The organism is Streptomyces sp. NPDC059852 (assembly GCF_042731455.1).
In the GTDB taxonomy this organism is placed as follows: domain Bacteria; phylum Actinomycetota; class Actinomycetes; order Streptomycetales; family Streptomycetaceae; genus Streptomyces.
In genome coordinates this window covers 141,209-162,566 of record NZ_JBHWJK010000016.1, presented here as the reverse complement: position 1 = coordinate 162,566, position 21,358 = coordinate 141,209, and the positions used below count along the sequence as shown (strand labels likewise).

The window sequence follows — 21,358 nt, the reverse complement described above, 5'->3', positions numbered from 1 at the left end:
GTGATCGCCCTCTCTCTCGCCGAGATCGCAGAAGTCGTCGGCGGGCAGACGTACGACATACCGGATCCGTCGGTCGAGGTCACCGGATCCGTCGTCCGGGACTCCCGTGAGGTGGAGCCCGGCAGTCTCTTCGTCGCCTTCGTCGGCGAGCGCGCCGACGGCCACGACTACGCCGAGGCGGTGGTGGCGGCCGGCGCCGCCGCCGTCCTCGGCTCACGCCCGGTGGGCGTGCCCGCGATCGTCGTACCGGACGTCCAGAAGGCCCTCGGCGCCCTCGCCCGCCATGTCGTCCGCCGGCTGGGCGCGACCCTCGTCGCCCTGACCGGCTCCGCCGGCAAGACCAGCACCAAGGACCTCATCGCCCAGGTGCTCCGCCACAAGGCGCCGACCGTGTTCACGCCGGGCTCGCTCAACAACGAGATCGGGCTGCCCCTCACCGCTCTCAGCGCCACCGAGGAGACCCGCTTCCTGGTCCTGGAGATGGGCGCGCGGGGCATCGGCCACATCCGCTACCTGACCGAACTGACCCCGCCGAAGGTCGGCCTGGTGCTCAACGTCGGCACCGCGCACATCGGCGAGTTCGGCGGGCGCGAGCAGATCGCCCAGGCGAAGGGCGAACTGGTCGAGAGCCTCCCCCCGGCCGAGGAGGGCGGCACCGCGGTCCTCAACGCCGACGACCCCCTCGTGCGGGCCATGGCCTCCCGTACGAAGGCGAAGGTGGTCCTTTTCGGAGAGTCCGACGAAGCGGACGTTCGCGCCGAGAACGTGCGACTCACGGACAGCGGACAGCCCTCCTTCGTCCTTCACACACCCTCCGGGTGCAGCGATGTGACCATGCGCCTGTACGGTGAGCACCACGTGTCGAACGCGCTCGCCGCGGCCGCCGTCGCCCATGAGCTGGGCATGTCCGCGGAAGAGATCGCCACCGCGCTCTCCGAGGCGGGCTCCCTCTCCCGCTGGCGGATGGAGGTCACCGAGCGCCCGGACGGCGTGACGGTCGTCAACGACGCCTACAACGCGAACCCCGAGTCCATGCGAGCCGCTCTGCGCGCCCTCGCGGCGATGGGCAAGGGGCGTCGTACGTGGGCGGTGCTCGGCAAGATGGCCGAGCTCGGGGACGAGGCGCTCGCCGAGCACGACGCGGTCGGACGGCTCGCCGTCCGGCTCAATGTCGGCAAGCTCGTCGCGGTCGGGGGCAGGGAAGCGTCCTGGCTGCAACTGGGCGCATATAACGAGGGTTCGTGGGGTGAGGAGTCGGTGCACGTGTCCGACGCACAGGCGGCGGTCGACCTGTTGCGCAGCGAGTTGCGCCCAGGGGACGTCGTGCTCGTGAAGGCGTCCCGTTCGGTCGGTCTGGAGAGCGTCGCCGAGGCGCTGCTCGCGGGCGGTACCGAGGGTGAGGTCGCCGCCCGATGATGAATCAGATCCTGTTCTCGGGTGTCATCGGTCTGTTCCTGACCCTGGTCGGCACTCCGCTGCTGATCAAGCTGCTGGCCCGCAAGGGCTACGGCCAGTACATCCGGGACGACGGCCCGCGCGAGCACCACAGCAAGCGCGGTACGCCGACCATGGGTGGTATCGCGTTCATCCTGGCGACGATCGCCGCGTACTTCCTGTCGAAGCTGATCACCGGCAAGCCGCCGACGTTCTCCGGCATCCTCGTGATCGGCCTGATGGCCGGCATGGGCCTGGTCGGCTTCCTCGACGACTACATCAAGATCGTCAAGCGCCGTTCGCTGGGTCTGCGGGCCAAGGCGAAGATGGCGGGCCAGCTGCTCGGCGGTATCGCCTTCGCCGTCCTGTCGCTGCAGTTCGCGGACAACCGGGGCAACACCCCGGCGTCCACCAAGCTCTCCTTCGTGCAGGACTTCGGCTGGTCCATCGGCCCGGTGCTGTTCGTCGTCTGGGCGCTGTTCATGATCCTGGCCATGTCCAACGGCGTGAACCTGACCGACGGTCTGGACGGCCTCGCCACCGGCGCCTCCGTGCTCGTCTTCGGCGCCTACACGTTCATCGGCGTCTGGCAGTTCCAGGAGTCCTGCGCCAACGCGGGGACCCTCACCAACCCGGGCGCCTGTTACGAGGTGCGCGATCCGCTCGATCTCGCCGTCGTCTCCTCGGCGTTGATGGGCGCCTGCCTCGGCTTCCTGTGGTGGAACACGTCACCCGCCAAGATCTTCATGGGCGACACCGGTTCGCTGGCCCTCGGTGGCGCGCTCGCCGGTCTCGCCATCTGCTCGCGCACCGAGCTGCTGCTCGCCATCCTCGGCGGCCTGTTCGTGCTCATCACCATGTCGGTGGTCATCCAGGTCGGTTCGTTCCGCCTCACCGGCAAGCGCGTCTTCCGTATGGCGCCACTGCAGCACCACTTCGAACTCAAAGGCTGGTCCGAAGTCCTTGTCGTGGTCCGTTTCTGGATCATCCAGGGCATCTGTGTGATCGTCGGACTGGGTCTCTTCTACGCGGGATGGGCAGCGGACAAGTGACCGACTGGCAGGGGAAGAACGTCACCGTCGCCGGGCTCGGCGTCTCCGGCATCCCGGCGGCCAAGGTGCTGCACGGCCTCGGCGCGCACGTCACCGTCGTCAACGACGGCGACGACGACCGGGCCCGTGCCCAGGCCGCCGAACTGGAGGCGCTGGGCGTCACCGTGCGGCTCGGCGACGGGGCGACCCTGCCCGACGGCACCGAACTGGTCGTCACCGCGCCCGGCTGGAAGCCGGACAAGCCGCTGTTCGAGGCGGCCCGCGCGGCCGGCGTGGAGATCTGGGGCGACGTCGAACTCGCCTGGCGGCTGCGGGGCCCGGACGCGGCCCCCTGGCTCGCCGTCACCGGCACCAACGGCAAGACCACCACCGTCCAGATGCTCGCCGCCATCCTGCGCGCGGCCGGCCTGCGCACGGCGGCCGTGGGGAACATCGGGGTGTCCCTGCTGGACGCGGTCCTCGGTGACGAGGAGTACGACGTCCTCGCGGTCGAACTCTCCAGCTACCAGCTGCACTGGGCGCCGTCCCTGCGCGCCCACTCCGCCGCCGTGCTGAACCTGGCTCCCGACCACCTCGACTGGCACGGCTCCATGGAGGCGTACGCCGCCGACAAGGGCCGTGTCTACGAGGGCAATCGGGTCGCCTGCGTCTACAACGCCGCCGACAAGGCCACCGAGGACCTGGTGCGCGAGGCGGACGTCGAGGAGGGCTGCCGGGCCATCGGCTTCACCCTCGGCACCCCGGCCCCCTCCCAACTCGGCGTCGTCGAGGGCATCCTCGTCGACCGCGCGTTCGTGGAGGACCGGCACAAGAACGCCCAGGAGCTCGCCGAGGTCTCCGACGTCGATCCGCCCGCGCCGCACAACATCGCCAACGCCCTCGCGGCGGCGGCCCTCGCCCGCGCCTTCGGGGTGCCCCCGCAGGCCGTACGGGACGGGCTGCGGGCCTTCACCCCGGACGCCCACCGGATCGCGCACGTGGCGGACGTGGACGGCGTCGCGTACGTCGACGACTCCAAGGCCACCAACACCCACGCCGCGGAGGCGTCGTTGGCGGCGTACGAGTCCATCGTCTGGATCGCGGGCGGGCTCGCCAAGGGCGCCGAGTTCGAGGAACTGGTCGCCAAGTCCGCGCCGCGGCTGCGCGGCGCCGTGCTCATGGGCGCCGATCGAGCCCTGATCCGCGAAGCCCTGGCGCGACACGCGCCGGAAGTACCCGTCGTCGACCTCGAACGGACCGACACTGGGGCGATGCTCGCGGCAGTCCAGGAGGCGCGGCGGCTCGCACAGCCCGGCGACACGGTGCTCCTCGCTCCGGCGTGTGCCTCGATGGACATGTTCGCCAACTACAACCAGCGCGGTGACGCGTTCGCGGCGGCGGTCCGCGAACTCGGCGCGGGCGCCTGACGGCGGGTCTCGGCCACAGCGGGTGCTTCGGGACCCTTGGAGGGACGCGTGACTCGGATGTGGCCGGACAGGACGTACGCCCTTGACGAGGCGGTGAGCGCCGATGCCCGGTAGCCGTACCGGACGGCCCCCCGTCCAGCGGACCGTGCGGCGCCCGGCCGCGGCGCACCCGGTGCGCGACAACGCCGTACGACGGCTCGTCCTGCGGCTGCGCCGGGCCTGGGACCGGCCGCTGACCGCCTACTACCTGATCTTCGGCGGCAGCCTCCTGATCACCGTGCTGGGTCTGGTGATGGTCTACTCGGCCTCCCAGATCACCGCGCTGCAGATGTCGCTGCCCGGCTCGTACTTCTTCCGCAAGCAACTGCTGGCCGCGGCGATCGGCGCCGGGCTGCTGTTCGCCGCCTCCCGGATGCCGGTGAAGCTGCACCGCGCGCTGGCCTACCCGATCCTCGCGGGCGCCGTCTTCCTGATGGCGCTGGTGCAGGTGCCCGGGATAGGAGTCGCGGTCAACGGCAACCAGAACTGGATCGCCCTCGGCGGCTCCTTCCAGATCCAGCCCAGCGAGTTCGGCAAGCTGGCGCTGGTGCTGTGGGGCGCCGACCTGATCGCCCGCAAGCAGGACAAGAAGCTGCTGGCCCAGTGGAAGCACATGCTGGTGCCGCTGGTGCCGGTCGCCTTCATGCTGCTCGGGCTGATCATGCTCGGCGGCGACATGGGCACCGCGATCATCCTGTCCGCGATCCTGTTCGGTCTGCTGTGGCTGGCGGGGGCGCCGACCCGGCTGTTCGTCGGGGTGCTGTCCGTCGCCGGCGCGATCGGCCTGCTGCTGATCAAGACCAGCGCGAACCGGATGGCCCGCCTGCAGTGCCTCGGCGCGACCGAGCCCCAGGCCGGGCCCGTCGACTGCTGGCAGGCCGTGCACGGCATCTACGCGCTCGCGTCCGGCGGGATCTTCGGTTCCGGACTCGGGGCGAGCGTGGAGAAATGGGGCCAACTCCCCGAAGCCCACACGGACTTCATCTTCGCCGTCACCGGTGAGGAACTGGGCCTGGCGGGGACGCTGTCGGTGCTGGGCCTGTTCGCGGCTCTAGGCTATGCGGGTATCCGCGTGGCCGGACGCACGGAGGACCCCTTCGTCAGGTATGCCGCGGGAGGTGTGACCACCTGGATCACCGCGCAAGCCGTGATCAACATCGGTGCGGTGCTCGGCCTGCTGCCGATCGCCGGTGTCCCCCTCCCGCTGTTCTCCTACGGAGGATCCGCCCTGCTGCCGACCATGTTCGCCATCGGGCTGCTGATCGCGTTCGCGCGCGACGAGCCCGCTGCGCGGGCAGCGCTTTCCGTACGGCAACCACGCTTTGGTAAAAAGCGTGCGGGAGGCGCCGGGCTTGTTCAGGGGCCTCGGAGATGGAACACGATGCGACGGCGTGCCTCGGCGGCGCGCTCGTCCGGAGAGCGGTGAATTTCGGTGCATGTCGTACTCGCCGGTGGGGGGACCGCCGGCCACATCGAGCCCGCGCTCGCCCTCGCGGACGCCCTGCGCAGGCAGGACCCGACCGTGGGGATCACGGCCCTGGGCACGGAACGCGGTCTGGAGACCACGCTCGTACCGCAGCGGGGCTATGAGCTGGCGCTGATCCCCGCCGTGCCGCTGCCGCGCAAGCCGACGCCCGAGCTGATCACCGTCCCGGGCCGGCTGCGCGGCACGATCAAGGCGACCGAGCAGATCCTGGAGCGCACCAAGGCGGACGCCGTCGTCGGCTTCGGCGGCTATGTCGCCCTGCCCGGCTACCTCGCCGCCAAGCGCCTCGGCGTGCCGATCGTCATCCACGAGGCCAACGCCCGCCCCGGTCTGGCCAACAAGATCGGCTCGCGCTACGCCGCCCAGGTCGCCGTCGCCACCCCGGACAGCAAGCTGCGCAACTCCCGCTACATCGGCATCCCGCTGCGCCACACCATCGCCACACTCGACCGGGCCGCCGCCCGCCCCGAGGCCCGCGCGATGTTCGGGCTCGACCCCAACCTGCCGACACTGCTGGTCTCCGGCGGCTCGCAGGGCGCCCGCCGCCTCAACGAGGTCGTCCAGCAGGTCGCGCCCTACCTCCAGCAGGCGGGCATCCAGATCCTGCACGCGGTCGGCCCGAAGAACGAACTGCCGCAGGTGCAGCAGATGCCGGGGATGCCCCCCTACATCCCGGTAAGTTACCTGGACCGGATGGACCTCGCGTACGCCGCGGCCGACATGATGCTCTGCCGCGCGGGCGCGATGACCGTCGCCGAACTCTCCGCCGTCGGACTCCCGGCCGCCTACGTCCCGCTGCCCATCGGCAACGGCGAACAGCGGCTGAACGCCCAGCCGGTGGTCAAGGCCGGCGGCGGCCTGCTGGTCGACGACGCGGAACTCACCCCCGAGTGGGTGCAGCAGAACGTGCTGCCCGTGCTCGCCGACCCGCACCGGCTGTACGAGATGTCCCGCGCGGCAAGCGAGTTCGGCCGCCGGGACGCCGACGACCTGCTCGTCGGCATGGTGTACGAGGCGATCGCCTCGCACCGCCGCCAGTGACCGTATGACGGAGGGTAGGGAGCGTGGCCGGATCGACGACCGCCGAGCGCGGTGAACGCCAGCAGGAGTCGTCCGACCCGCCCCTCACCCGGCGGCGGTTGAGGCTGCCCCGCCTTCGTACGATCATCATTCTTTCCGTCGTCCTGGTGCTCCTCGGCGCCGGTTCCGTCTGGCTGCTCTACGGTTCGTCGTGGCTGCGGGTCGAGCGGGTGCCGGTGTCCGGGACCCGGGTCCTGACGCCGGAGCAGGTGCGCGAGACGGCCGACGTGCCCGTGGGCGCACCGCTCGTCTCGGTCGACACCGGGGCGATCGAGGCGCGTCTGCGCCGTGAACTCCCGCGGATCGACGAGGTCGACGTGGTGCGCGACTGGCCGCACGGAATCGCCCTGAACGTGGTGGAACGCACTCCGGTCCTCATTGTGCGAAGCGGCGGAAAGTTCGTCGAAGTGGACAAGGAAGGCGTCCGGTTCGCCACGGTCCCCGAGGCCCCGGAAGGCGTCCCCGCGCTGGAATTGACGGTCTCCCGGTCGAGTTCCGCCGCGGCGAGCCTGCGGCGCTTCGGCGAGGCCCGGCTGGTGCGGGAGGCGGTGCGGGTCGCGGGCGCCCTCCCGGCGTCCGTCGCACGGGGCACCCAGGTCGTCAAGGTCCGTTCCTACGACGACATCTCGCTCGTCCTGACCGGGGGCACGACCGTGGCCTGGGGCAGCGGCGAGAACGGCGCGGCGAAGGCTCGCACACTCCACGCTCTCATGAAAGCCTCCCCGCGTGCGCGGCACTTCGACGTCAGCGTCCCCACGGCCCCGGCGTCATCAGGGAGTTGACGCACATCCGCGCAGGCCAGCACCCTGGTTGGGCAGCGACACGGCTGATCACATAGGGTGAAAAGAAAAACGGGAGGTTCGGCGTGTTCGTTGAACGTGCGCCACTTGTCGACTTAGTGTCCTGTTCAGAAGACTTCAGGGAACAGACACACTGGTAACCCTAAACTTCAGGGTTAGGGTTCGGGTCGGCGCTATGGACCGTCCCATTCGGCATCAGTCACCGGGTTCGCGAAGCGCACCGCTTCCGTCATCCGGTGACCCGTAACTCGAGGCGAGAGGCCTTCGACGTGGCAGCACCGCAGAACTACCTCGCAGTCATCAAAGTCATCGGTGTCGGCGGCGGTGGTGTCAATGCCATCAACCGGATGATCGAGGTCGGTCTCAAGGGCGTCGAGTTCATCGCCATCAACACCGACGCGCAAGCTCTGTTGATGAGCGACGCCGACGTCAAGCTCGACGTCGGCCGCGAACTCACCCGCGGACTCGGCGCCGGAGCGAACCCGGCCGTGGGCCGCAAGGCCGCCGAGGACCACCGCGAGGAGATCGAGGAGGTCCTCAAGGGGGCCGACATGGTCTTCGTGACGGCCGGTGAAGGCGGCGGCACCGGCACCGGCGGCGCGCCCGTCGTGGCCAACATCGCCCGCTCCCTGGGCGCGCTCACCATCGGCGTGGTCACCCGCCCGTTCACCTTCGAGGGCCGGCGCCGCGCCAACCAGGCCGAGGACGGCATCGCGGAGCTGCGCGAAGAGGTCGACACCCTCATCGTCATCCCGAACGACCGTCTGCTGTCCATCTCGGACCGCCAGGTCTCCGTCCTGGACGCCTTCAAGTCGGCCGACCAGGTCCTGCTCTCCGGTGTCCAGGGCATCACCGACCTGATCACCACGCCGGGCCTCATCAACCTCGACTTCGCCGACGTCAAGTCGGTCATGTCCGAGGCCGGTTCGGCCCTCATGGGCATCGGCTCGGCCCGCGGCGACGACCGCGCGGTGGCCGCGGCCGAGATGGCGATCTCCTCGCCGCTGCTCGAGGCGTCCATCGACGGCGCCCGCGGCGTCCTGCTCTCCATCTCCGGCGGCTCCGACCTCGGTCTGTTCGAGATCAACGAGGCCGCCCAGCTGGTCAGCGAGGCCGCCCACCCCGAGGCCAACATCATCTTCGGCGCGGTCATCGACGACGCCCTCGGCGACGAGGTGCGGGTCACCGTGATCGCGGCCGGCTTCGACGGCGGCCAGCCGCCGGCCCGCCGGGACAACGTCCTCGGCTCGGCCTCGTCGTCCCCGGCGCGCCGTGAGGAGCCCGCCCCGGTTCCCGCCCGGCCGCAGCCCGAGAGCCGTCCGTCCTTCGGCTCCCTCGGCAGCGTGACGCCGAAGGAGGAGCCCGAGCCGGCGCCGGAGCCCGTGGCCGACGTCCCGGTCGCCCCGCCGGTCCCGCCGTCGCGGACCTACGCCGACAGCGCGGCGGAAGAGCTGGACGTCCCGGACTTCCTCAAGTGATCCTTCTGACGTGATAGGACAGCGCGACACAGTGAGCGGCGCCCACTTCGCCTTCACCGACCGGTGGGGCGGGGTGAGCGCCGCTCCGTATGAGGAGCTCAACCTCGGCGGGGCGGTCGGCGACGACCCGGAGGCCGTCCGGGGCAACCGGGAGATCGCCGCGAAGTCGCTCGGGCTCGGCCCGGCGGACGTCGTCTGGATGAACCAGGTGCACGGGACGGACGTCGCCGTGGTCGACGGACCCTGGGGCGACGCCCCGGTGCCCGAGGTCGACGCGATCGTGACGGCTCGGCGCGGACTCGCCCTCGCCGTCCTCACCGCCGACTGCGTGCCGGTGCTGCTGGCCGACCCGGTCGCCGGGATCGCCGCCGCGGCCCACGCCGGACGGCCCGGCATGGTCGCCGGGGTCGTCCCGGCGGCGGTGCGCGCGATGACGTCGCTGGGTGCCGACCCCGCCCGGATCGTCGCCCGCACCGGACCCACGGTGTGCGGCCGGTGCTACGAGGTGCCCGAGGCGATGCGCGCCGAGGTGGCCGCCGTCGAGCCGGCGGCGCACGCCGAGACGAGCTGGGGCACCCCCGCGGTGGACGTCGCCGCCGGAGTGCACGCCCAGCTCACCCGGCTCGGGGTGAGCGACCGGGAGCAGTCGCCGGTGTGCACACGGGAGTCGGCCGATCACTTCTCGTACCGCCGCGACCGCACCACGGGGCGACTCGCGGGATATGTCTGGCTGGACTGAGTGGACATGACGGACCGAAAGCATGAACTCGCCGGGAATCTGGCGAAAGTGGAGCGTCGGATCGAGGCCGCCTGCGCGGCCGCCGGGCGCTCCCGCGACGAGGTGACCCTGATCGTGGTCACCAAGACCTACCCCGCCGACGACGTGCGGATCCTGGCGGAACTCGGTGTGCGGCACGTCGCCGAGAACCGCGACCAGGACGCGGCCCCCAAGGCCGCCGCCTGCGCGGACCTGCCCCTCACCTGGCACTTCGTGGGCCAGTTGCAGACCAACAAGGTCCGTTCCGTGGCCGGTTATGCCGATTTCGTGCAGTCCGTCGACCGTGCCCGTCTGGTGACGGCACTGTCGAAGGAGGCCGTACGGCAGGAGCGCGAGCTGGGCTGTCTGATCCAGGTGGCGCTGGACGCGGGCGAGAGCGAGCGAGGCGAGCGCGGCGGAGTGGCGCCGGGCGGTATCGGGGAGTTGGCCGCTTCGGTGGCCGCGGCTCCGGGGCTGCGGCTGGCGGGGCTCATGACCGTCGCCCCGCTGACCGGCGAGTACGCCGGGCGTCAACGGGCGGCGTTCGAGCGGTTGATGGATTTGTCGACTGACCTGCGCCGAGCCCATCCGGCTGCGAACATGGTGTCGGCAGGGATGAGCGCGGACCTCGAGGAGGCCGTGGCGGCCGGTGCGACACATGTGCGCGTCGGCACTGCGGTACTCGGAGTCCGCCCCAGGCTCGGGTAACGTCGCCAAGAAGTCGGACCACAGCAGAAAATATGGTCAATGTCGCCGAAAGGCGGACGTGACGACCGCGTGGATCGAAGGCACTTGGCAGTCGTCAGCCGATCCACCACAGAGCGGAGGACTCAGAGAATGGCCGGCGCGATGCGCAAGATGGCGGTCTACCTCGGCCTCGTGGAGGACGATGGGTACGACGGCCGGGGGTTCGACCCCGACGACGACTTCGAGCCCGAACTGGACCCGGAGCCGGAGCGGGACCACCGACGGCATGAGCCGTCCCACTCATCTCACAGTGCACATCAGTCCCAAAGGGACGAAGAGGTGCGAATCGTGCAGCCGCCCGCGCCCCGCGAACCGGTGGCCCGGTCGGCTTCGCTGTCCGCGGAATCCGGGCGTCCGGCGCGCATCGCGCCCGTGGCGTCCATCACACAAGAACGCGCAAGCCTGGAGAAGAACGCACCGGTGATCATGCCCAAGGTCGTGTCGGAACGAGAGCCGTACCGGATCACCACACTTCACCCGCGGACCTACAACGAGGCCCGTACCATCGGGGAACACTTCCGTGAAGGCACCCCGGTGATCATGAATCTGACTGAGATGGATGACACAGACGCGAAGCGACTTGTCGACTTTGCGGCCGGTTTGGTGTTTGGTCTTCACGGCAGTATCGAGCGGGTGACGCAGAAGGTGTTCCTGTTGTCTCCTGCTAACGTCGATGTCACGGCGGAGGACAAGGCCCGCATCGCAGAGGGCGGGTTCTTCAACCAGAGCTGAGACGCACCACCGGAACGAGCAGTACCCGACAGGGAACAGGGGAGAGGGAAACACCAGTCATGAGCGTGGTCATGCAGGTTCTCTACATCGCGCTGATGGTGTTCCTCATCGTGCTCATCTTCCGGTTGGTCATGGACTACGTCTTCCAGTTCGCCCGCTCATGGCAACCCGGCAAGGCGATGGTGGTCGTTCTGGAGGCCACCTACACTGTCACCGATCCACCGCTGAAGCTTCTGCGGCGGTTCATCCCGCCGCTGCGTCTCGGGGGCGTGGCGCTCGACCTGTCCTTCTTCGTACTGCTGATCATCGTCTACATCTTGATCACGCTCGTGCAGAACGGGATGTGAGCGATGTGACAGATACGGTCTTGCCGACTGCCGACGACTACGTTGAGGTGAAGAGATGCCGTTGACCCCCGAGGACGTGCGGAACAAGCAGTTCACGACCGTCCGCCTCCGAGAAGGCTATGACGAGGACGAGGTCGATGCCTTCCTCGACGAGGTCGAAGCCGAACTGACCCGCCTGCTCCGCGAGAACGAGGACCTGCGCGCCAAGCTGGCCGCGGCGACGCGTGCTGCTGCCCAGAACCAGCAGAACATGCGCAAGCCTCCGGAGGGGCCGGGCGGCCCGCAGGACCAGCAGCAGGGCGGCATGCCCCAGCAGGGCGGTATGCCGCAGCAGGGCATGCGCGGTCCCGGGGGACCCGTCCCCGCCGGGATATCGGGCCCGCCGCAGCAGCAGATGGGTGGCCCCATGGGTGGTCCGCCCCAGCTGCCGAGCGGTGCCCCGCAGCTGCCCGCCGGCCCCGGCGGTCAGGGTGGCCCTCAGGGTCCCGGTCCGATGGGCCAGGGTCCGGGGCCGATGGGCCAGCCCCCCATGCAGCAGATGGGCGGCCCCATGGGCGGTCCGATGGGTGGCCCGATGGGCGGTCCCGGTCAGGGCGGCCCCGGCGGCGACAGCGCCGCGCGCGTCCTGTCGCTCGCCCAGCAGACCGCCGACCAGGCGATCGCGGAGGCCCGTTCCGAGGCCAACAAGATCGTCGGCGAGGCGCGTTCGCGTGCCGAGGGTCTCGAGCGTGACGCCCGTGCCAAGGCCGACGCCCTGGAGCGGGACGCGCAGGAGAAGCACCGCGTCGCGATGGGCTCCCTGGAGTCCGCCCGCGCCACGCTGGAGCGCAAGGTCGAGGACCTGCGCGGCTTCGAGCGCGAGTACCGCACGCGGCTGAAGTCCTACCTGGAGTCCCAGCTGCGCCAGCTGGAGACCCAGGCGGACGACTCGCTCGCCCCGCCGCGCACTCCGGCCACGGCGTCCCTGCCGCCGTCCCCGGCGCCCTCGATGGCTCCGGCCGGCGCGAGCGCCCCGTCGTACGGCGGCAACCAGACGATGGGCGGTGCCCCGTCCCCGGCTGGCCCGTCCTACGGCGGTCAGCAGCAGATGTCCCCGGCGATGACCCAGCCGATGGCTCCGGTCCGGCCGCAGGGCCCGTCCCCGATGGGACAGGCTCCGTCGCCGATGCGCGGGTTCCTCATCGACGAGGACGACAACTGACGGACGGCGGTACGCCTCAGGCGTCGGCAGCGTTCAGGGCGAGGCCCCGGATTTGGTTCCGGGGCCTCGCCCTTTGCTACGCGTGTTCACGGTGTATACGGCGTTTGTTCGGGACTGGGTGTGATGTCCGACGCACACCACGCCGAAGGCCCGGCACCACCAGGATTCCTGGCGGGCCGGGCCTTCGTGTTCCTCAGCGGGCCGTGTCACGCCTTCCGCAGGCGGAACGTCAGGGTCAGGCCCTCGTCGGTGAACGGCTCCCCGTAGCCGGAGCCGTCCGCCTCGCCCTGGGCGAAGTCCGTGGCCAGGACCTCGTCGGCGATCAGGCCGGCGTGCCCCTCGAGGGCCGCGACCGTGGCCGGGTCCGTCGCCGTCCAGCGCAGGGCGATCCGGTCGGCCACGTCCAGGCCGCTGTTCTTGCGGGCCTCCTGGATCAGGCGGATCGCGTCACGGGCCAGACCGGCCCGGCGCAGCTCCTCCGTGATCTCCAGGTCCAGCGCGACCGTGGCACCGGCGTCGGACGCCACCGACCAGCCCTCGCGCGGCGTCTCCGTGATGATCACCTCGTCCGGGGCCAGGGCGACCGTCTCGCCGTCGACCTCCACCGAGGCCGTGCCCTCGCGCAGGGCCAGGGACAGCGCGGCGGCGTCCGCGGCGGCGATGGCCTTCGCCACCTCCTGGACGCGCTTGCCGAACCGCTTGCCCAGGGCGCGGAAGTTGGCCTTGGCGGTGGTGTCCACCAGGCTGCCGCCCACCTCGGACAGCGACGCCAGCGACTCGACGTTCAGCTCCTCGGTGATCTGCGTGTGCAGCTCGGGGTGCAGGGCGTCGAAGCCGCCGGCGGCGATCAGCGCGCGGGACAGCGGCTGGCGGGTCTTGACGCCCGACTCCGCGCGCGTGGCGCGGCCGAGCTCCACCAGACGGCGGACCAGGACCATCTGCTGGGACAGCTCCGGGTCGATCGCCGACAGGTCGGCCTCCGGCCAGGACGCCAGGTGCACCGACTCCGGCGCGTCCGGGCTCACCGGCACGATCAGGTCCTGCCACACCCGCTCGGTGATGAACGGGGTGAGCGGGGCCATGAGCTTCGTCACCGTCTCCACGACCTCGTGCAGGGTGCGCAGCGCGGCCTTGTCGCCCTGCCAGAAGCGGCGGCGCGAACGGCGGACGTACCAGTTGGACAGGTCGTCGACGAACGCCGAGAGCAGCTTGCCGGCGCGCTGGGTGTCGTAGCCCTCCAGCGCCTGGGTGACCTGGTCGGTGAGCGCGTGCAGCTCGGACAGCAGCCAGCGGTCGAGGACCGGGCGGTCGGCGGGGGCCGGATCGGCCGCGGACGGCGCCCAGTTCGACGTACGGGCGTACAGGGCCTGGAAGGCGACCGTGTTCCAGTACGTCAGGAGCGTCTTGCGGACGACCTCCTGGATGGTGGTGTGGCCGACGCGGCGGGCCGCCCAGGGGGAGCCGCCGGCCGCCATGAACCAGCGCACCGCGTCCGCGCCGTGCTGGTCCATCAGCGGGATCGGCTGCAGGATGTTGCCCAGGTGCTTGGACATCTTGCGGCCGTCCTCGGCGAGGATGTGACCGAGGCAGACGACGTTCTCGTACGACGACTTGTCGAAGACGAGCGTGCCGACGGCCATCAGCGTGTAGAACCAGCCGCGGGTCTGGTCGATGGCCTCGCAGATGAACTGCGCCGGGTAGCGGGCCTCGAACAGTTCCTTGTTCTTGTACGGGTAGCCCCACTGCGCGAACGGCATGGAACCCGAGTCGTACCAGGCGTCGATGACCTCCGGCACGCGCGTGGCCGTCTTCCGGCAGGTCGGGCAGGCGAAGGTGACCTCGTCGATGTACGGGCGGTGCGGGTCGAGGCCGGACTGGTCGGAGCCGGTCAGCTCGCTGAGCTCCGCGCGGGAGCCGACGCAGGTGAGGTGGTCGTCCTCGCAGCGCCAGATGGGCAGCGGAGTGCCCCAGTAGCGGTTGCGGGACAGCGCCCAGTCGATGTTGTTGTCGAGCCAGTCGCCGTAGCGGCCGTGCTTGACCGTGTCCGGGAACCAGTTGGTGCCCTCGTTCTCCTCGAGGAGACGGTCCTTGATCGCCGTGGTGCGGATGTACCAGGACGGCTGCGCGTAGTAGAGCAGCGCGGTGTGGCAGCGCCAGCAGTGCGGGTAGCTGTGCTCGTACGGGAGGTGCTTGAAGAGCAGGCCGCGCTCGTCGAGGTCCGCGGTCAGCTTCTCGTCGGCCTTCTTGAAGAAGACGCCGCCGACCAGCGGGACGTCCTCCTCGAAGGTGCCGTCCGGGCGGACCGGGTTCACGACCGGGAGGCCGTAGGAGCGGCAGACCTTGAGGTCGTCCTCACCGAAGGCGGGGGACTGGTGGACCAGACCCGTGCCGTCCTCGGTGGTCACGTACTCGGCGTTGACCACGTAGTGGGCCTCGGCGGGGAACTCCACCAGCTCGAAGGGGCGCTGATACGTCCAGCGCTCCATCTCGGCGCCGGTGAAGGACTGCCCGGTGGTCTCCCAGCCCTCGCCGAGGGCCTTCTCGACCAGCGGCTCGGCGACGACCAGCTTCTCCTCGCCGTTCGTGGCGACCACGTACGTGACGTCGGGGTGGGCGGCGACCGCGGTGTTGGAGACGAGCGTCCAGGGGGTCGTCGTCCAGACCAGCAGGGCGGCCTCGCCGGCCAGCGGGCCGGAGGTGAGCGGGAAGCGGACGTAGACGGACGGGTCGACGACCGTCTCGTAGCCCTGGGCCAGCTCGTGGTCGGACAGGCCGGTGCCGCAGCGGGGGCACCAGGGGGCGACGCGGTGGTCCTGGACCAGCAGGCCCTTGCCGAAGATCTCCTTCAGCGACCACCAGACGGACTCCACGTACTCCGGGTCCATCGTCCGGTAGGCGTCGTCGAGGTCGACCCAGTAGCCCATGCGGGTCGTCAGCTCGGCGAAGGCGTCGGTGTGGCGGGTCACCGACTCACGGCACTTGGCGTTGAACTCGGCGATGCCGTACGCCTCGATGTCCTGCTTGCCGGAGAAGCCGAGCTCCTTCTCGACCGCCAGCTCCACGGGCAGGCCGTGGCAGTCCCAGCCGGCCTTGCGGGCCACGTGGTAGCCGCGCATGGTGCGGAAGCGGGGGAAGACGTCCTTGAAGACGCGGGCCTCGATGTGGTGGGCACCCGGCATGCCGTTGGCGGTGGGCGGGCCCTCGTAGAACACCCACTCGGGGCGCCCCTCGGACTGCTCCAGGCTCTTGGCGAAGATCTTCTGCTCGCGCCAGAAGTCGAGCACCGCGTGCTCGAGCGCGGGCAGGTCGACCTGGGCGGGCACCTGGCGGTACGTCGGCTGTGTCATCAGCGAGCTTCCTCCGGCGGACTTGCTGCCTTCCGTCCGGAGGGACGAGAGCTGGGTCTTTCCGTGCGCCGTCCGGCGCGCTCCCGCGGTACCACCCTCCTTGGCCCTCCGGTGCGGGGTGTGCGCCGGTGAGCCCCCTCATTGGGGTCGCGATACCGGTTCTACTCGCCGCTGCGGTGGTCTGCTGCGGCTTTCTTCCGGCGGCTCCGGGGTGATCTTCACGTCGCGCTCGCCCCCGGGCTCACACCGTCCCCGGGTCGCTCTGGGCTGCTTACGCCGCTACTCGTCCCCATCCACGCTTTTCGCTCCGTCCAGTGTACGGCGCCGCGGGGGCGGCGGCCGACCGGATTTTTGGTGCGGGAGGCGGGGGCGCGGGGGCGGGCGGGCACCGCGCGCGGTGACTCGAATGGCGCGGCACGCCTGTTCGGATCCCGGGACGTTCTTCCCGGCGGCATACCCCGCGGGGAGCTGGGCACAACGGATGCAAGTCCGGCGCGCTCCCCGCACGGGGCGGGCGAATCGGGCGGTGTGCCCCGTTGCCGCGGGACTCGAGTCGATTTATCGTCCCAGCACGATGCGCCAGCAAGATCATAAAATGTGAAGGGGCCGCGGCATGGTGGCGAAGAAGACCGCCGTACAGCAGTCGGCGTCGAGCGGTTCGACCCGTGCCGGTGGCTCCGGCCGTGCGGCCTCCGGGGGCGCGGCGAAGGACGTGGACGGCGGGAAGAGCGTCAAGGGGGGCGGGAGCGCGAAGAAGGCGGCCACCGGGACCGCCGCAGGGGGGAAGGGCGGCGCGGCTTCGCGCGCGGGAGGCGGCGCCACGAAGAAGGCGGCGTCCCGCGCGGGCCGGACCGAGGCCGTGGCCGACGGGGCCGCCGCGCCGCGGACGGCCGGGACGCGCGAGGCGGCCGGGAAGCAGGGCACCGGGAAGGGCGCCGCCGTGAAGAAGACCGGCACGGCGGGCCGGACCGGGAAGAAGACGGTGGACGCGGGGCGGGCGGCCGGGGAGCGGCCGGCCACCCGGAGCAGGGCCAAGAAGGCGGGCGCGGCGCAGGCCGCGGAGCAGACGGGAGCCACGACAGTGGTTGCGAAGAAGACTCCTGGCACGGCCACGGCGGCCAAGACCGCCGTTCCCAAGGCGCGGATCGCCGCGGCGGACCCCGGCGACCTGGCCGTACGGCCCGGCGAGGACCCCTGGACCCCCGAGGAGGTCGAGGAGGCCCGCGCCGAGCTCCAGGCGGAGGAGACGCGGCTGCGCGACGAGATCACCTCCTCGGAGCGGGCCCTCGCCGGCCTGATGCGGGACTCCGGGGACGGGGCCGGCGACGACCAGGCGGACACCGGCGCGAAGAACATCACGCGCGAGCACGAGCTCGCCCTCGCCGCCAACGCGCGCGAGATGCTCACCCAGACCGAGCACGCCCTGGAACGGCTGGACGCCGGGACCTACGGCCTGTGCGAGAACTGCGGCAACCCGATCGGCAAGGCCCGGATGCAGGCGTTCCCGCGCGCGACCCTGTGCGTGGAGTGCAAGCAGAAGCAGGAACGCCGGTACTGACCGGCAGGCGGGTGACGCGGGACGTGCCGTACTCTCGTCCTCAGTCAGGTACCTAGGTCGAGGGACTCACGTGGCAGAGGCGGAGCGCATCATCGGTACGCCGGACACCCCGGAGGCGGGGGACGCCGGGCCGGAGCAGTCCGACCGGCGGGCGAAGGACGCGGCGGCGGCCGAGCGGCCCCGGGGCAGGCGCCGGATCGCCGTGCTCTTCGGCGTGGCCGCGTTCGCGTACGTCCTCGACCTGCTCAGCAAGATGTGGGTGGTCGCGGAGCTGGAGCACCAGCCGCCCATCGAGATCATCGGGGACTGGCTGAAGTTCGAGGCGATCCGCAACGCGGGCGCCGCCTTCGGCTTCGGCGAGGCCTTCACCGTGATCTTCACGGTGATCGCCGCCGCCGTGATCGTGGTGATCGCCCGCCTCGCCCGCAAGCTGTACAGCCTGCCCTGGGCGATCGCACTCGGACTGCTGCTCGGCGGGGCCCTCGGCAACCTCACCGACCGGATCTTCCGGGCGCCCGGAATCTTCGAGGGCGCCGTCGTGGACTTCATCGCGCCCAAGCACTTCGCCGTGTTCAACCTCGCGGACTCCGCGATCGTGTGCGGCGGCGTCCTGATCGTGCTGCTGTCGTTCCGGGGCCTGGACCCGGACGGGACCGTCCACAAGGACTGACCGTCCACAAGGGCAGGCCGCCCGCGGCGGGTGGCCGCGGGTTGTCCACAGGCCCGTGCCCGTCCCCAGGCCCGTGCGGGTCCGTCCGCCCCGTCCGGCATACTCGACGGGTGAGCACGATTCCCGAGATCCGTACCCTGCCCGTGCCGGACGGCCTGGAGGGCGAGCGCGTCGACGCCGCCATCTCCCGCATGTTCGGCTTCTCCCGTACGAAGGCGGCCGAGCTGGCCGCGGCGGGGAAGGTCACGGTCGACGGGTCGGTGGTCGGGAAGTCCGAGCGGGTGCACGGCGGTGCCTGGCTCGAGGTCGAGATGCCGCAGGCCCCCGCCCCCGTCCAGGTCGTCGCCGAGCCCGTCGAGGGCATGGAGATCGTCCATGACGACGACGACGTCGTCGTGATCGTCAAGCCCGTCGGTGTCGCCGCCCACCCCTCGCCGGGCTGGAGCGGGCCGACGGTCATCGGCGGTCTCGCCGCCGCCGGCTACCGCATCTCCACCTCCGGCGCCGCCGAGCGCCAGGGCATCGTGCACCGGCTCGACGTGGGCACCTCCGGCCTCATGGTCGTCGCCAAGTCCGAGTACGCGTACACCTCGCTCAAGCGCCAGTTCAAGGAGCGCACGGTCGACAAGCGGTACCACACGCTCGTGCAGGGCCACCCCGACCCGACCAGCGGGACCATCGACGCGCCGATCGGCCGCCACCCGAACCACGACTACAAGTGGGCGGTCACCGCCGAGGGCAAGCCGTCCGTCACGCACTACGACCTCATCGAGGCGTTCCGGGCGGCCTCGCTGCTCGACGTGAAGCTGGAGACCGGCCGCACCCACCAGATCCGCGTCCACATGGCCGCGCACCGGCACCCCTGCGTCGGCGACCTCACCTACGGCGCCGACCCGACGCTCGCCAAGCGGCTGCGGCTGACCCGCCAGTGGCTGCACGCGGTGCGCCTCGGCTTCGAGCACCCCGGGGACGGGCAGTGGGTGGAGTTCGCCAGCGACTACCCGGCCGACCTCCAGCAGGCCCTCGAGCAGGTGCGCGAGGAGACCTGGGCATGAGCACCCCCGCGTACACCGTGCGGGTCGCCGAGGACCCCGCCGACCGCGAGGCGGGCTTCGCGGTGCGCAAGGAGGTCTTCGTCGCCGAGCAGGGCGTCCCGCCGGAGATCGAGTACGACGCCTACGACGCCGGCGCGGTCCATGTGCTGGCGGTCCGCGAGGACGGGCTGCCGCTCGGGACCGGCCGGCTGCTGTACGGCGAGGCGGCCGCCGCCAAGACCGGCGGGGACCCCCTCGTGGGATCGCTGGGCCGGCTCGCCGTGACCAAGGAGGCCCGGGGCCTCGGCGTCGGCGCTGCCCTCGTGCGCGCCGTCGAGGACGCGGCCCGTGTGAGGGGGCTCACGGCCGTCGACCTGCACGCGCAGACCCACGCCCTGGGTTTCTACGAGCGTCTGGGGTACCTGGCGTACGGACCCGAGTTCCCCGACGCCGGAATACCCCACCGCGCGATGCGGCGCGCCCTGACGCGGTAGGGCGCGAACGCGCTGGTGGGGCGCGCCGCGTGGCAGGCTTGAGGTCTGTCCCGTGGACGCCTATCCGTCGGAGCGCTGACCGTGGATCAGTTGGCCCTGCTGTTCGTGCTGTTGCTCGGGGCCCTGGTGAGTGTCCCGGTCGGAGACCGGGTCGGTCTGCCGGCGCCCGTGCTGATGACCCTGCTCGGGATCGCCCTCGCGCTGCTGGAGTTCGTCCCCAACGTGGACGTCCCGCCCGACCTGATCCTGCCGCTGCTGCTGCCACCGCTGCTCTACGCCGCCGTACGGCGCACGTCCTGGCGGCAGTTCGCGGCGAACGTACGGCCGATCTTCCTGCTCGCCGTGGCCCTGGTGTTCGTCACCACCCTCTGCGTGGCCGCGGTCGCGCAGGCGATCGTGCCGGGTCTGCCCCTCGCGGCGGCCGTGGCGCTGGGCGCTCTCGTCGCGCCGCCCGACCCGGTCGCGGCCACCGCCGTGGCGGGACAGCTCGGGCTGCCGCGCCGCCTGGTGTCCATCCTGGAGGGCGAGGGCCTGTTCAACGACGTCACGGCGATCGTGCTGTACCACGTGGCGATCGCCGCCGCCGTGAGCGGCACCTTCTCCCCGTGGCAGGCCGGGCTCGACCTGGTCCTGTCCGCCGTGGTCGCGCTGGCCGTCGGGCTCGCCCTCGGCTGGGGCGCCTACAAGCTGATGGACCTGCTGGACGAGCCCACCCTGCAGATCGGGCTCTCCCTCCTGGTGCCGTACGCCTCCTATGTGATGGCCGAGGAGCTGCACGGCTCCGGGGTGCTGGCGGTGCTCGTCACCGCGCTGTTCCTCGCCGAGTACGCCACCGACGCCGACGACGTGATGACCCGGCTCGCCGGGCACACCTTCTGGGACATCGTCGACACACTGGTCACCGGTGTCGCCTTCGGCCTGGTCGGACTCGAACTGCACAACGCGGTCAGCACCGCGGCCGGGCACTGGGGCGAGATGCTCACCTGGGCCGGCGCGGTGGTCGGCGTCGTCGTGCTCGTACGGCTGCTGTACCTGCTGCCGGCCAGCTGGCTCGCCAAACGGATGCACGCCGGACGGGACGTCGAGGAGGAGATCCCGATGACCTGGCGCGAGACCGTCGTCATGTGGTGGTCGGGGATGCGCGGCGTGGCGTCCGTCGCGCTGGCGCTGGCCATCCCCCTGGAGACCGACGCGGGCTCCCCCTTCCCGGACCGGGACGAGATCGTCTTCATCGCGTTCGGAGTGATCATGGCGACGCTCGTCCTCCAGGGACTGACCCTGCCGTGGCTGGTCAGACGGCTCGGAGTGGAGGCCGACAGCGAGTGGGAGAAGGAGTACGAACGGTCCCTGGCGACCCGCGCGGCCAAGGCGGCCAAACGCCGACTGCGGGAGATCGAGGCCGTCGAGGACCTGCCCGACGAGCTGTCCGAGCAGATGATGCGCCGGGCGCTGGACATCGGCGTGCGGATCAGCCCCGACCTGGGCGAGGAGGAACGCCGGGAGGCCCACCACCAGCGGGCCAAGCGGCTGAAGCGGGTGCGGCGCATCCAGGGTGAGCTGCTGAGCGCGGCCCGCCACGAGATCCTCGCCGCCCGCACCGAGCCGGGGGCCGACCCCGAGGTGGTGGACCGGGTGCTGCGGCATCTGGACGTGCGCAGTCTGCGGTGATCCGCCCGCCGGGGCCCCGGGCTTCGTA

Annotated in this window: 18 protein-coding genes; 17 read left to right on the top strand and 1 reads right to left on the bottom strand. The window is 71.1% G+C overall.

The annotated features are described in order from the left end of the window. The 12 genes from murF (at position 1) to ACFV46_RS21515 (ending at position 12,559) form a co-directional block, all read left to right on the top strand. Positions 1 to 1,416 (top strand): UDP-N-acetylmuramoyl-tripeptide--D-alanyl-D-alanine ligase, encoded by a 1,416-nt coding sequence (gene murF / locus ACFV46_RS21570; RefSeq protein WP_361930242.1) that lies wholly within the window; start codon positions 1 to 3, stop codon positions 1,414 to 1,416. Then, the gene (gene mraY / locus ACFV46_RS21565) at positions 1,413 to 2,486 is read left to right on the top strand and encodes a phospho-N-acetylmuramoyl-pentapeptide-transferase (protein ID WP_062674947.1); all 1,074 of its coding nucleotides are present in this window, start codon (positions 1,413 to 1,415) and stop codon (positions 2,484 to 2,486) included. Before murF ends, mraY begins: the two co-directional genes overlap by 4 nt. After that, positions 2,468 to 3,892: a UDP-N-acetylmuramoyl-L-alanine--D-glutamate ligase gene (murD, locus tag ACFV46_RS21560; RefSeq protein WP_361930239.1), complete on the top strand. Its 1,425-nt coding sequence runs from the start codon at positions 2,468 to 2,470 to the stop codon at positions 3,890 to 3,892. Before mraY ends, murD begins: the two co-directional genes overlap by 19 nt. A 103-nt stretch (positions 3,893 to 3,995) precedes the next feature. Further along, positions 3,996 to 5,357, top strand: a complete 1,362-nt coding sequence (ftsW, locus tag ACFV46_RS21555) for a putative lipid II flippase FtsW (RefSeq protein ID WP_385499266.1) — start codon at positions 3,996 to 3,998, stop codon at positions 5,355 to 5,357. Between the two features lie 6 nt (positions 5,358 to 5,363). Continuing rightward, entirely contained in the window at positions 5,364 to 6,458 is a 1,095-nt protein-coding gene (gene murG / locus ACFV46_RS21550; protein WP_361930234.1) for an undecaprenyldiphospho-muramoylpentapeptide beta-N-acetylglucosaminyltransferase, read from the top strand. Between the two features lie 23 nt (positions 6,459 to 6,481). After that, positions 6,482 to 7,279 (top strand): cell division protein FtsQ/DivIB, encoded by a 798-nt coding sequence (locus tag ACFV46_RS21545; RefSeq protein ID WP_376729544.1) that lies wholly within the window; start codon positions 6,482 to 6,484, stop codon positions 7,277 to 7,279. A 287-nt stretch (positions 7,280 to 7,566) separates the two neighbouring features. Then, positions 7,567 to 8,775 (top strand): cell division protein FtsZ, encoded by a 1,209-nt coding sequence (gene ftsZ / locus ACFV46_RS21540; protein WP_151783585.1) that lies wholly within the window; start codon positions 7,567 to 7,569, stop codon positions 8,773 to 8,775. Positions 8,776 to 8,785: 10 nt separating this feature from the next. Further along, positions 8,786 to 9,514 (top strand): peptidoglycan editing factor PgeF, encoded by a 729-nt coding sequence (pgeF, locus tag ACFV46_RS21535; RefSeq protein WP_385499264.1) that lies wholly within the window; start codon positions 8,786 to 8,788, stop codon positions 9,512 to 9,514. 6 nt (positions 9,515 to 9,520) lie between these two features. Next, positions 9,521 to 10,240 (top strand): YggS family pyridoxal phosphate-dependent enzyme, encoded by a 720-nt coding sequence (locus tag ACFV46_RS21530; RefSeq protein ID WP_385499263.1) that lies wholly within the window; start codon positions 9,521 to 9,523, stop codon positions 10,238 to 10,240. A 129-nt stretch (positions 10,241 to 10,369) separates the two neighbouring features. Beyond that, the gene (locus ACFV46_RS21525; RefSeq protein ID WP_055621612.1) at positions 10,370 to 11,011 is read left to right on the top strand and encodes a cell division protein SepF; all 642 of its coding nucleotides are present in this window, start codon (positions 10,370 to 10,372) and stop codon (positions 11,009 to 11,011) included. A gap of 59 nt (positions 11,012 to 11,070) precedes the next feature. After that, on the top strand, positions 11,071 to 11,358 hold the full coding sequence (locus ACFV46_RS21520; RefSeq protein ID WP_361930226.1) for a YggT family protein: 288 nt from the start codon (positions 11,071 to 11,073) through the stop codon (positions 11,356 to 11,358). A 55-nt stretch (positions 11,359 to 11,413) separates the two neighbouring features. Further along, positions 11,414 to 12,559 (top strand): DivIVA domain-containing protein, encoded by a 1,146-nt coding sequence (locus tag ACFV46_RS21515; RefSeq protein WP_361930224.1) that lies wholly within the window; start codon positions 11,414 to 11,416, stop codon positions 12,557 to 12,559. A gap of 206 nt (positions 12,560 to 12,765) precedes the next feature. Here the strand turns inward: ACFV46_RS21515 and ileS are convergent, their stop codons facing one another. Further along, positions 12,766 to 15,906 (bottom strand): isoleucine--tRNA ligase, encoded by a 3,141-nt coding sequence (gene ileS / locus ACFV46_RS21510; RefSeq protein ID WP_385499261.1) that lies wholly within the window; start codon positions 15,904 to 15,906, stop codon positions 12,766 to 12,768. A 613-nt stretch (positions 15,907 to 16,519) separates the two neighbouring features. Here ileS and ACFV46_RS21505 point away from each other — a divergent pair. From ACFV46_RS21505 to ACFV46_RS21485, 5 genes are all read left to right on the top strand, one after another. Further along, on the top strand, positions 16,520 to 17,464 hold the full coding sequence (locus ACFV46_RS21505) for a TraR/DksA family transcriptional regulator (protein ID WP_385499260.1): 945 nt from the start codon (positions 16,520 to 16,522) through the stop codon (positions 17,462 to 17,464). Positions 17,465 to 17,534: 70 nt separating this feature from the next. After that, positions 17,535 to 18,134 carry a signal peptidase II gene (gene lspA / locus ACFV46_RS21500; protein ID WP_283290415.1) on the top strand — a complete coding sequence of 200 codons (600 nt, stop codon included), beginning with the start codon at positions 17,535 to 17,537 and terminating at the stop codon, positions 18,132 to 18,134. Positions 18,135 to 18,244: 110 nt separating this feature from the next. Then, positions 18,245 to 19,189: an RluA family pseudouridine synthase gene (locus ACFV46_RS21495; protein ID WP_151783577.1), complete on the top strand. Its 945-nt coding sequence runs from the start codon at positions 18,245 to 18,247 to the stop codon at positions 19,187 to 19,189. Next, positions 19,186 to 19,662: a GNAT family N-acetyltransferase gene (locus ACFV46_RS21490; protein ID WP_385499257.1), complete on the top strand. Its 477-nt coding sequence runs from the start codon at positions 19,186 to 19,188 to the stop codon at positions 19,660 to 19,662. The genes ACFV46_RS21495 and ACFV46_RS21490 overlap by 4 nt, the downstream gene beginning before the upstream one ends. Positions 19,663 to 19,743: 81 nt before the next feature. Next, complete coding sequence (locus ACFV46_RS21485; RefSeq protein ID WP_385499256.1) at positions 19,744 to 21,330, top strand: Na+/H+ antiporter; 1,587 nt, start codon at positions 19,744 to 19,746, stop codon at positions 21,328 to 21,330. Positions 21,331 to 21,358 lie beyond the last annotated feature (28 nt).